Annotated in this window: 11 protein-coding genes and 1 pseudogene; 5 read left to right on the top strand and 7 right to left on the bottom strand. The window is 61.7% G+C overall.

Features of this window, described 5'->3' with window-relative positions:
* From trmFO to gluQRS, 3 genes are all read left to right on the top strand, one after another.
* Positions 1-744: methylenetetrahydrofolate--tRNA-(uracil(54)-C(5))-methyltransferase (FADH(2)-oxidizing) TrmFO (trmFO, locus tag VOI29_RS17795; RefSeq protein WP_323781640.1), on the top strand; the 744-nt coding region annotated here is incomplete at its 5' end.
* Positions 745-777: 33 nt separating this feature from the next.
* The gene (locus tag VOI29_RS17800; protein WP_323781643.1) at positions 778-1,392 is read left to right on the top strand and encodes a class I SAM-dependent DNA methyltransferase; all 615 of its coding nucleotides are present in this window, start codon (positions 778-780) and stop codon (positions 1,390-1,392) included.
* A complete protein-coding gene (gluQRS, locus tag VOI29_RS17805; RefSeq protein WP_323781646.1) occupies positions 1,389-2,249 on the top strand; it encodes a tRNA glutamyl-Q(34) synthetase GluQRS in 861 nt (286 codons plus the stop codon). The genes VOI29_RS17800 and gluQRS overlap by 4 nt, the downstream gene beginning before the upstream one ends.
* 43 nt (positions 2,250-2,292) lie before the next feature.
* Here the strand turns inward: gluQRS and hisI are convergent, their stop codons facing one another.
* Positions 2,293-2,682, bottom strand: a complete 390-nt coding sequence (gene hisI / locus VOI29_RS17810) for a phosphoribosyl-AMP cyclohydrolase (protein ID WP_323781648.1) — start codon at positions 2,680-2,682, stop codon at positions 2,293-2,295.
* 57 nt (positions 2,683-2,739) lie between these two features.
* Between hisI and VOI29_RS17815 the strand changes: the two genes are divergently transcribed.
* On the top strand, positions 2,740-3,192 hold the full coding sequence (locus VOI29_RS17815; RefSeq protein WP_323781651.1) for an iron-sulfur cluster assembly scaffold protein: 453 nt from the start codon (positions 2,740-2,742) through the stop codon (positions 3,190-3,192).
* Positions 3,193-3,482: 290 nt separating this feature from the next.
* Here the strand turns inward: VOI29_RS17815 and VOI29_RS17820 are convergent, their stop codons facing one another.
* The 5 genes from VOI29_RS17820 to VOI29_RS17840 all read right to left on the bottom strand — a co-directional run bounded on the left by VOI29_RS17820 (position 3,483) and on the right by VOI29_RS17840 (position 9,387).
* A complete protein-coding gene (locus VOI29_RS17820) occupies positions 3,483-3,605 on the bottom strand; it encodes a hypothetical protein (protein ID WP_024090279.1) in 123 nt (40 codons plus the stop codon).
* A 148-nt stretch (positions 3,606-3,753) separates the two neighbouring features.
* Entirely contained in the window at positions 3,754-5,844 is a 2,091-nt protein-coding gene (gene recG, locus VOI29_RS17825) for an ATP-dependent DNA helicase RecG (protein WP_323781654.1), read from the bottom strand.
* The gene (ligA, locus tag VOI29_RS17830; protein WP_323781664.1) at positions 5,841-8,060 is read right to left on the bottom strand and encodes an NAD-dependent DNA ligase LigA; all 2,220 of its coding nucleotides are present in this window, start codon (positions 8,058-8,060) and stop codon (positions 5,841-5,843) included. Before ligA ends, recG begins: the two co-directional genes overlap by 4 nt.
* Before the next feature lie 202 nt (positions 8,061-8,262).
* Complete coding sequence (gene ctrA / locus VOI29_RS17835; RefSeq protein WP_323781657.1) at positions 8,263-8,982, bottom strand: response regulator transcription factor CtrA; 720 nt, start codon at positions 8,980-8,982, stop codon at positions 8,263-8,265.
* A gap of 117 nt (positions 8,983-9,099) precedes the next feature.
* Positions 9,100-9,387 (bottom strand): DUF1153 domain-containing protein, encoded by a 288-nt coding sequence (locus VOI29_RS17840; RefSeq protein ID WP_024090283.1) that lies wholly within the window; start codon positions 9,385-9,387, stop codon positions 9,100-9,102.
* 158 nt (positions 9,388-9,545) lie between these two features.
* Between VOI29_RS17840 and mnmA the strand changes: the two genes are divergently transcribed.
* Positions 9,546-10,691 carry a tRNA 2-thiouridine(34) synthase MnmA gene (mnmA, locus tag VOI29_RS17845; RefSeq protein WP_323781660.1) on the top strand — a complete coding sequence of 382 codons (1,146 nt, stop codon included), beginning with the start codon at positions 9,546-9,548 and terminating at the stop codon, positions 10,689-10,691.
* Positions 10,692-10,923: 232 nt separating this feature from the next.
* Here the strand turns inward: mnmA and VOI29_RS17850 are convergent.
* Positions 10,924-11,335: pseudogene (locus VOI29_RS17850) on the bottom strand (lipid-A-disaccharide synthase); the annotation flags it as partial.

Here is an 11,335-nt window from a genome sequence, read left to right on the forward strand (position 1 = left end):
GACAAGGACCAGTACGAGGCCTTCATCGACGCATTATTGTCAGCTGACAAAACCGAGTTTCACGAGGGCGAAACCGCGGGCTATTTCGACGGCTGCCTGCCGATCGAGGTGATGGCCGAACGCGGCCGCGAGACCCTGCGCCACGGCCCGATGAAGCCGGTGGGCCTGACCAATCCGCATCAGCCTGACGTCAAGGCCCATGCGGTCGTGCAGCTGCGCCGCGACAACGCGCTGGGAACGCTGTTCAACATCGTCGGTTTCCAGACCAAGATGAAATACGGCGCCCAGGCAGAGGTGTTCAAAATGATCCCGGGGCTGGAGAACGCCAGCTTTGCCCGCCTTGGCGGTATCCACCGCAATACTTTCATCAACTCGCCCACTCTGCTGGACGCACAGATGCGGATGAAGTCGAAACCGAACATCCGGTTTGCCGGCCAGATTACCGGTGTGGAGGGATACGTGGAAAGCGCCGCCATGGGCCTCCTCGCAGGCCGCCTGGCCGCTGCGGAAATTCTTGGCCGCGATCTGCCCCCGGTGCCGCAGGACAGCGCCATGGGCGCGCTGATTCACCACATCACCGGCGGCGCCGAGGCCAAGACGTTTCAGCCGATGAATGTGAACTTCGGCCTGTTCCGCCCGGTCGACGGCCTCAAGGGCGGCCGCCGCGGCCGCAAGGACCGTTACAAGGCCTATACAGACCGCGCCAAGGAATCCTGGCAGGACTGGCTCAGCAACTTTCCCTAGACGCTGCGCAAACTGCGGGTCTAGGATTGGGGCATGATTAAAAAGTTCCTCGACAGCTCCTACAGCCTGAAAAATGAAGAGGCGACCCGGGATCATTATGACAGCTGGGCGGCCTCCTATGACGCGGAAATCGCTGAAAACGGCTATGCCACACCGGGGCGGATCGCGGCGGCGCTGTGGAAGTACCTGCCAGAGCCGGACGCGCCGATCCTCGATTTCGGCTGCGGTACCGGCCTGTCCGGACTTGCGCTGCGCCTCGCCGGATATCAGGTGGTCGACGGCTTGGACCCCTCGCCCGAAATGCTGGCACAGGCCCGGGCCAAGGACACCTACCGGCAATTGACCCAACTGGATGTTGCCGGCAAGACGCCGGTCAAGCCGGGCACCTACCGCGCCATCATCGGCTGCGGTCTGCTCAGCAAGGGGGCGGCACCGCCTGCCACTTTCGACATCATCATGCGCGCGCTGGAGCGTGGCGGGCTGTTTGCCTTCTCCTACAATGACCACGCGTTGGAGGACCGCGCCTATACCGGTAAACTCAATGACTGGCTGGACTGTTCGGCAGCCCGGCTGCTATTTAGGGAATACGGCGACCACCTGCCCGGTATCAACCTCAAGTCTACCGTTTATGTGATTGAGAAAGCGTGACATTCACCACCCGCTTTGCGCCTTCGCCCACTGGACCCTTGCACCTCGGCCATGCCTATTCGGCGCTGCTGGCGCATGATATGGCGCAGGCTGAAAACGGCGCGTTCCTGCTGCGGATCGAAGACATCGACCAGTCGCGTGCGCGCGCCGGATGGGAGGCGCAGATTTATCAGGACCTCGCTTGGCTTGGACTGGCCTGGCCGCGGCCAGTGATGCGGCAATCGGACCGGCTGCCGCGTTACCGCGCCGCAGTGGATCGCTTGACTGCCATGGGCCTCACCTACCCTTGCCGCTGCAACCGCGCTGATATTGAAACAGCCGCCGGAGCCCCCCAGGAGGGCGTGCCGCAGTTCGGCCCCGACGGACGCATCTACCCCGGCACTTGCCGTAACCGGCAGCCGTCTGAAACCTCAGACCGTGACGTGACCCGCCTGAATATGGAAAAAGCCGTCAAAGCTGCTGAGCTGCGCTGTTTCACTGAAACCGGAGCGGAGTTTCAGGGCCTCCACGCTTTGGACCCGGAGCAGCTGATCACAGCTGCAGGCGATATCATTCTGGTACGCCGCACTATGGGCAGTTCCTATCACCTGTCAGTTGTCATCGATGACGCGGACCAGGGCATTACCCACGCGGTGCGCGGCGCCGACCTGTTTGAGGCAACTCAGATCCACGTCCTGCTGCAAAGCCTTCTGGGCCTGCCCACCCCGGTCTACCACCACCACCGCTTGATCCGCGATGAGGCTGGCAAGCGCCTTGCTAAACGCGACGACGCCCGCGCCATCGCCAAATACCGCGCCCAAGGCGCCACTCCGCAGGACATCCGCGGAATGGTAGGCTTGCCGCTTCTTTCTGGTTGAAAATACTCCCGCCGGAGGCACGGCCCCTCAGGGCCGTTCCCCGTCATTCCATCGGCTTCATCAGCTCATGCTCTTCGCCATTCCGCACCGCGGTATAGAAACAGGTCCGCCGGTTGGTATGGCACGCCGCTCCGGTCTGGCGCACCAGCGCCAGCAGGCAATCCCGGTCGCAATCCACCCGCAGGTCCACCAGCTCCTGCAGATGGCCGGACGTCTCTCCCTTGACCCAGAACGACTGCCGTGAGCGTGACCAATAGGTGACTTTTCCAGTCTCCAGCGTGCGCGCCACCGCGTCGGCGTTCATCCAGGCCATCATCAGCACCTCGCCCGAGGCTTGGTCCTGCGCAATGCATGGGATCAGCCCGGCATCATTGAATACCAGGCTGGCGGGATCAAAGGGTGCGGCAATAGACATGGCAAAAACCTTTTGCATCTGCTGTTCGGCTCCCTATGTATGGGGAACCACCAAGCAGGGAAAGCCCGGGAAAACATGTCTGGCGAAAGTGATCTGATCAAGCTGTACTCCACGCGCATTCTGGCGCTGGCCGCGGATATTCCGCATCTCGGCAGACTCGAATCCCCCAGCGCCAGTGTCAAGAAACGCTCGCCGCTCTGCGGCTCGGCCGTGACCGTCGACATTTCTGTGGAAGACGGCCGGATCGCCGAATTTGGCCAGGACGTGAAGGCTTGCGCGCTGGGGCAGGCCTCGGCCGCCGTGGTGGGCGCCCATGTGGTCGGCCGCTCGCTGGAAGAGGTCGAGACCGCCCGCGACCAGCTGAAGGCGATGCTGACCCAAAACGGCCCGGTGCCGGACGCGCCATTTGACGGACTGGAAGTTCTGCAGCCCGCACGCGAGTTCAAAAACCGCCATGCCTCGATCATGCTGGCGCTGGAGGCAACGCTGGAGGCGATGCAAACCGCCGCCAAGGAGCAATGCGCCTGACGCGGCCCTTTGCCTCCCTGCATATGTGATCCGGAAAATCCGTACCAGTGCCTGCACCTGCACAAAGCACAGGGCTGCGGAATCTCCTTCCCCTCCTGTAAAAAACCGCCGCGCATCCGGGCAGGATGGCGGCGGCAGTCATGCTCTGCTGTGCGGGACCCGGGCAGGCCAGGTTGGATGTTTAGGCAATCCAATTGGGGATCGGGACAGGCGGTTGATCCCTCGGGCAGTCCGGGACAGGAAAGGGCCGGCCCGGCACAGCAGATGCAATCAGGAATGAAAATCGCGGGTCAAAGCAGTCCGGGAAGATGCAGCGCAGCCACCAGCATCACCATCAAAGATGCCGCGCCTATAGCGTCCTGCAGCAAGGTCGAGTGGGCATTCTGAATGGTGGTTTTGATCTGTGCAATCATGGCTCGGGCCTCCTCCGGTCAGTCTCTTCGCTCTCTGGCAAGTTTGTTGCCCCTTTGTTCTCATTATTTCGGAGGCCTGTAAAGAACTTTTTGAGAACATTTGCGAACAGAATGGAACACCACAGGGGAACAAGCAGAAGAATGGCTATTAACCCACTGAAATCAAACGAATTGCCTGATCCTGCTTCATCAGCCACAGAAGAACTCGGGCGGCCTTGCCTCGGCTGCCTTCCAATTTGGGATCTGCGGCCAGAAGCGCCCGGGCGTCGCTTTGCGCCACCGCCATCATCCCGGCCTGACGTTCCAGATCGGCAATGCGGAACCGCGGCAGACCCGATTGGGCGGTGCCGATCATGTCGCCCGCCCCGCGCATCTGAAGATCGGTTTCCGAAATGCGGAATCCGTCCTCGGTTTCGCGCAGAACTTCCAGCCGTTTGCGCCCGCCTTCGGTCAGCGGCGGCTGATACATCAGCAGACAGGTCGACTGGGCGCTGCCGCGTCCCACCCGGCCGCGCAGCTGGTGCAGCTGCGCCAGGCCAAAGATCTCTGCCCGTTCAATCACCATGATCGAGGCATTGGGCACATTCACTCCCACCTCGATCACCGTGGTGGCGACCAAAACCTTGGTCTGCCCAGCCTGAAAGGCGGCCATTGCGGCGTCCTTTTCGGCAGGCGGCATCTGGCCATGCACCAGCCCCACTGTGCCTTCGCCCAGAATTGCGCGCAGATGCTTGAACCGTTCCTCCGCCGCGGTCAGGTCGCTCAGCTCGGACTCGTCGACCAACGGACAGACCCAGTAACACTGGCGCCCTTCTGATATGGCTTCGCGCAGATGATCGACCACCTCCTGCATCCGTTCGGTGCTGATCACAGCTGTCTTAACCGGCTTTCGCCCCGGCGGTTTTTCGTCCAGCACTGACACATCCATGTCGCCATATTGCGCCAGCGCCAAAGAGCGCGGGATCGGTGTGGCAGTCATCACCAAGACATCAGCGCCCTTGCCTTTCTCCGCCAGCTCCATCCGCTGGCGCACCCCGAACCGGTGCTGTTCGTCAACAATGGCCAGCCGCAGGTCGCGGAATTCCACATCCTGTTGGAACACCGCATGGGTGCCGACCAGGATTTGGATATCGCCGCGTTTCAACGCCGCCAGCTTGGCCCTGCGCTCCGCCCCTTTGTCGCGACCGGTGAGGATCTCAATCACAACGCCAGCGTTCTCTGCCAGCGGTGCAAGCCCCTCCATATGCTGCTGCGCCAGAATACCCGTGGGAGCCATCATCACCCCCTGTCCGCCTGCTTCGACAGCGACCAGCAAAGCCATAAAGGCAACCAGTGTTTTACCAGATCCGACATCCCCCTGCAGAAGCCGGTTCATCCGTTTGCCCGAGGCCATATCTCCAGAAATTTCCGCGATCGCGCGGGCTTGTGCGCCGGTCGGCTGGTACGGAAGCGCCTTCAGCACGCGGGATTGCAGCCGTCCTGAGGCCACGCTTTGAATGCCGCGAACTTTGCGTTCGGTTTGACGGGCCAGCGCCAGCGTCAGCTGGTGGGAAAACAGCTCATCATAGGCCAGCCGCGCCCGGGCCGGCGCCTGCAGGTCCAAATCATCGGGGCCCTGCGGTGCATGGGCCGTTTGCAGCGCCTCATGCCAGGCTGGCCAGGCTTCCTTCAGCATCTGCGCCGGATCGATCCATTCGGCCAGCTCCGGCATCCGCGACAGCGCGCTTTGCGCCGCCTTGTACATGGTCTTTTGCGTGACCCCGTGGGTCAGGCTGTAAACCGGCTCATATTCCGGGATTTCGTGCGCCGCTTCCACCGGCAGCATATGATCCGGGTGAACCATCTGGGCCAGCCCGTCAAACAGCTCCAGTTTCCCCGAGACCACGCGGCGCGCTCCTTCGGGCAACTGCGCCTCCAGATACCGGCTGCGGCCGTGGAAGAAGACAAGCTGGAACTCGGTCTCTGCGTCTTCCGCATGAATGCGGTAGGCGCCGCCGCGGTTCCGGGCCGGACGGTGGCTGCCAATGGTTACCTCAACCGTAATTACGGCGGGCAACTCCACCCCGCGGATAGTATCGCGCCGCCTCCGATCCACCACCGAATACGGTAGCGAAAACAATAGGTCACGCGGCGTTTCTATCTCTAACTGAGCGAAAGACTGCGCAGTCTTCGGGCCGACCCCCTGCAAGGTCTCGGCCCCGGCGAACAGCGGAAACAGGATTTCGGGACGCCCGCTCATGCTTCTGCAATCAGCTCCAGCCAGCTATCTTCATCCATTGTCCGGATGCCCAGCTCAGCCGCTTTTTTGGCCTTGGACCCCGCGCCCGGACCCGCCACCAGAATATCGGTCTTTTTGGACACCGAGCCGGAGACCTTGGCCCCCAGCGCCTCGGCCCGCGCTTTGGCTTCGGCACGGGTCATCTTTTCCAGCGTGCCGGTGAAGACCACGGTTTTGCCCGCCACCGGGCTTTCTGCAGCCGGTGCATCCGGCGGAATGATGGTCAGCTTTACCGCCAGCCGGTCAAAGGCCGCGCGCTCGTCGGGATTGGCAAACGCGTCGGACAGAGACAGGCCCAGCACCGCGCCGATTCCATCCACTCCGATGAGGTCCGCCCAGGCGGCAGCGGCCTCAGCCGGGACATCGCAAGCAGCGACAGCAGCGGCCCGGGTTTCTGAAATCCGGGCACGGCGGCCCGCGTCCGCGGCAGCTTTGCGTTCAGCCTCTTCAGCCTCATCCGCTGCCCTATGCGCCAGCGCAGCCGGGCGTGCGGCGTCAACTGCATCCGCCATTGCCTGCCAGTCCCGGTAATGCAGCGCCAGATCACGGCCTGCAACCTCGCCCGCATGGCGGATGCCCAGGGCAAAGATCAGCTTGGCCAAGGGAATGGTGCGCTTCTCTTCGATGGCGGCAAACAGGTTGTCGGCGGACTTTTCTCCCCAGCCTTCACGGTTTTTCAGCTGCTGCAGTCCGGACCCGTAATTCTTTTGCAGATCAAAGATATCCGCTGGTTCTCGGACCCATCCATCGGCATGAAACTGCTCTACCTGCTTGGCGCCCATCCCTTCAATGTCAAAGGCCGCGCGGGACACAAAATGCTTCAGCTTTTCAACCGCTTGCGCCGGGCAGATCATGCCGCCGGAGCAGCGCCGCACGGCATCTCCTTCCTCGCGCACCGCCGGGCTGGCGCATTCCGGGCAGGTTTGCGGGAACGCATATGGCACCGCCTCCGCGCGGCGCTTGGACAGATCCACATCCGCCACTTTCGGGATCACGTCACCGGCCCGGTAGATCTGAACCCAATCACCGATGCGGATGTCCTTGCCGCCGCGGATTTCCTCACCCTTTGAATCACGGCCCTGAATGTAATCCTCGTTGTGCAGGGTGGCGTTCGACACTACCACCCCGCCTACGGTCACAGGGGTGAGCCTGGCAACCGGGCTCAGCGCGCCGGTGCGGCCGACCTGGATGTCGATCGCCTCCAGCCGGGTCCAGGCGAGCTCTGCCGGAAACTTATGGGCGATCGCCCAACGGGGCGTGGTGGAGCGGAACCCAAGCCTACTCTGAAGTGCCAGATCGTTGACCTTGTAGACCACGCCATCGATGTCATAGCCCAGTGTCGCGCGCTGTTCCTCAATGCTGCGGTAATGGGCGATCATCTCCTCCACCGACGCACACAGCCGGGTCAGCGGATTGGTTTGGAAGCCAAGAGCGTGCAGGCGCGCAATGGCCTCCATTTGCGTTTCTGCCAAATCCTCACTTAGCTCGCCCCAGCTATAAGCGAAAAAACGCAGGGGCCGGGCCCGGGTGATTTCCGCATCCAGCTGCCGCAAAGATCCAGCTGCGGCATTGCGCGGATTGGCGAAACTTTTGCCGCCGCGTTCCGCATGACGGGCATTGAGCGCCTCGAAATCCGCATGGCTCATATAAACTTCACCGCGCACCTCCAGCACCTCCGGCGCCCCTTCAAGCTGGTGCGGGATATCTGCGATGGTACGCGCGTTGGCGGTCACGTTTTCCCCGATACTGCCGTCGCCACGGGTTGCAGCCTGAATCAAAGTGCCGTTTTCGTAGCGCAGGGACAGCGACAGCCCGTCGATCTTGGGCTCAGCAGTGAACAAAAGCGCATCCGCCGGGCCGAAACCCAAGTATTTGCGGATGCTGCGGTCGAAATCGCTGACATCTTCGTTGGCAAAGGCGTTGCCCAGGGACAGCATCCGCACCGAGTGAGGGATCTTTCCAAAGCCAGAGGCAACCGGGGCCCCCACCGCATCCAGCTGTGTGGCAACCGCCGCGAGAACCGGATGAACCTCTGCCAGCGCCCGGTAACGCCGTTTCAGCGAATCATACTCCGCATCGCTGATCTCAGGCGCATCAGCCTGGTGATAGGCCAGATCCGCCGCGCGCAGTTTTTCTTCCAGTGCCAGAAACTCGGCCCGCGCGTCTTCAGCCGTCAGGTTTGCCACGTCTTTTTCTGTTTTCTGCACCACGCGCGGTCCCTCTTCGTTCTTCCCTTTCGTGATAAGGTGCCGGGCCGGCCGCGTCCAGCGCATCCGTCAGGCCGGCGGCAACAAGCTGCAACAAGCAAAAAGACCTGCCAGCCGGCAGGTCTTTGCAACCGGCGGCACGGGGTCACGTGCCGCCCGGGTGATCGTCCTTTCAGGCGCCGACTGCCAACCTTTGGCCGCCTGCCATGTGATCTTCCTGCGGGTCGCGCAGAACATAGCCGCGGCCCCAGACAGTCTCGATATAATTCTCGCCGCCTGTTGCATTGCTGAGCTTTTTACGCAACTTGCAGATGAAAACATCAATGATTTTCAGTTCAGGCTCATCCATGCCGCCATAAAGATGGTTCAGGAACATCTCCTTGGTCAGCGTTGTCCCCTTGCGCAGGGACAGAAGCTCCAGCATCTGGTATTCCTTGCCGGTCAGATGCACCGCCTTACCGCCGGCCTCGACTGTCTTGGCATCCAGGTTGACCGCGATCTTGCCGGTCTTGATGATAGACTGCGAATGCCCCTTGGACCGGCGGATAATCGCATGGATCCGCGCCACCAGTTCCTCGCGGTGGAAAGGCTTGGTCAGATAGTCGTCCGCGCCGAAGCCGAAGCCCTTGATCTTATTGTCGGTATCATCGGCTCCGGACAGGATCAGAATGGGCGTTTCAATGCGGGACATGCGCAGCTGGCGCAGGACCTCGTGGCCGTTCATATCGGGCAGCCCCAGATCCAGCAGGATCAGGTCATAGTCGTAAAGCTTGGCCAGATCGATGCCTTCTTCCCCCAAATCCGTCGAGTAGACGTTCAGGTTGGCATGGGTCAGCATCAGTTCGATGCTTTTGGCCGTGGTTGGATCATCCTCAACCAGCAGAATGCGCATATTATTTTCTCCGCCTGTACACTGTTTCCCTCAGGTCCTGTTAACCTTGGTGGAAAAAAGTTAATGCCTCGTTACCATGATGGTTAATTTGCAAATGCAACTCAAGGGCGGCCCTGACTATTTTGCTTCCGGTGCCCGGAATTTTTTGAGACGTGTGGTTTTCAGGGCTTCTTCGCCATGGTCCGCAACCGCGGCGACCCAGCTTCGGAACTCTTCCTCGCTCAGCCCGTAGCGTTGCATGGCCTCCTTCTGCGGCAGCAGGCCGTAGAGAACACCGCGCACCACCGCGGCCTTGCGCGAAGCGACCCAGCGCTTTGTGGTTTCCGGCGGCAGGTCCGCCCGGGTCATGATGGTACCATCCGGCAGGGTGACGGCGCGCGGCCCGTCAACTTTCTTCAAAAACATCTTTCTTCCCTCTGACTTCCCTCTGAAGATCTTGTTCGTCGGGTCTGGCGTAAGAATTTCCGATCAGGCTTAACGGCACGTGAACCACGGCCCTTGAGAGTCTGTAGGATTTTCCTATATTCTGCGGCGCCTGCCCCCTTGCCTTCAGGAGCTGCCCCATGGCGCTGGACCACGACTCAAACCTAAACTCGCTCGGCTTTGCGAAACCGCCCTCGGAAACCCGCGTGGTGGTTGCCATGTCGGGCGGCGTCGACAGCTCTGTAGTCGCTGCATACTTGGCCGATCAGGGCTATGACGTGGTCGGCGTGACGCTGCAGCTCTATGATCACGGCGCGGCATTGGCCAAGAAAGGCGCCTGCTGCGCCGGCATCGATATTCACGACGCGCGGCGCGTCGCCGAAGAACGCGGCTTCCCGCATTACGTCCTGGATTATGAGAACATATTTAAGGATGCGGTGATTGACGAATTCGCCGACAGCTATCTGGCCGGTGCAACCCCGGTTCCCTGCATCCGTTGCAACGAACGGGTCAAGTTCAAGGACCTTCTGGAGACCGCCAAGGATCTGGAGGCCGACTGCATGGCCACCGGCCATTACATCCAGCGCATGATGGGGGCAAACGGACCAGAGCTGCACAGTGCCGAGGATGCAAACCGCGACCAGAGCTACTTCCTGTTCTCCACCACTCCGGAACAGCTGGATTACCTGCGCTTTCCGCTGGGGCATCTGCCCTCCAAGGACGCAACACGGGAGATGGCGGCGCAATACGGGCTGGCCGTGGCAGACAAGCCCGACAGCCAGGACATCTGCTTTGTGCCGGATGGAAACTATGCCGGGGTGATCGAAAAACTGCGCCCCGGTGCTGCGGAACCGGGTGACATCGTCCATTCCGACGGCCGGGTGCTGGGCCGCCACAACGGGGTCTTGCACTACACCATCGGCCAGCGGCGCGGCCTTGGCATCGGCGGCCTCAGCGAACCACTGTATGTGGTCAAGCTTGACGTGGACAAAAAACAGGTTGTCGTCGGCCCCAAGGCGCTGCTGGCAACCCGCACTATCCCCGTTCGCGAGATCAACTGGCTGGGCGACGCGCCCTTCACCTCGCAGGATGAGTGGCATGTGAAGGTCAAGGTCCGCTCCACCCGTCCTCCGCGCGAGGCTATCATCCGCCCCTTGAGCGGCACCACCGCTGAAGTCGAACTGCTGACCCCGGAGGAAGGCGTCTCGCCCGGCCAGGCCTGCGTGTTCTACGCGACGGAGGGCAGCCGCATCTTTGGCGGCGGCTGGATCTGGCGCGGCTACTGAAGCGTCACACAGCAACACCGGGTCAAGGAAGGCGCAGCCTTTGCGCGCCAGTTCGACCGGTCCTTGACGCGGAAGCCTTGAAACAAAGTACACAAGCGCTTGGGGGCAGATCTGCCCCCAAGCGCTTCCCAGCCAGTAGTCCGGAGCTTAACGTTTCTGCCTGACGCTGGTGTTCTGCGCCATCGCTGCGGCTTCTGGTGGCGGAGGCATCAGCCTCCGCCGCGCTCCCGCTCTACCGGCTGGGCAAACGGTCCAGGACCGCGCGGGCGGCACGCAGGCCAGGCTCTTCACCGCCTTTGCCAAGACGTTGCATGGTCACATCCATGGCGCCCAATTGCGCATCAGGATCTGCTGAAACCGCAGCCATCCGGGCAGCGATGTTGTCCGGCGTGCACTCCGGTCCCAGGCATTCCGGCACCACGCGGGCACCGCTTACCAGATTGACCAGCGTCACGGTGTCGATCAGCGCCATGCGTTTCATGATCTGCCAGGTCAGCCATTGGAATTTGTAAGCAATCACCATCGGCGTGGCCGCGGCGGCCAGCTCCAGCGACACCGTGCCAGAGGCCGCCAGTGCCAAATCCGCTGCCGCAAAGGCGGCGCGCTTGTGGGCCTTGGCAATAGCAGGCTCAAAAATGTTCGGG

Origin of the sequence: Leisingera sp. (assembly GCF_034669605.1) — a bacterium.
Taxonomy (GTDB): domain Bacteria; phylum Pseudomonadota; class Alphaproteobacteria; order Rhodobacterales; family Rhodobacteraceae; genus Leisingera.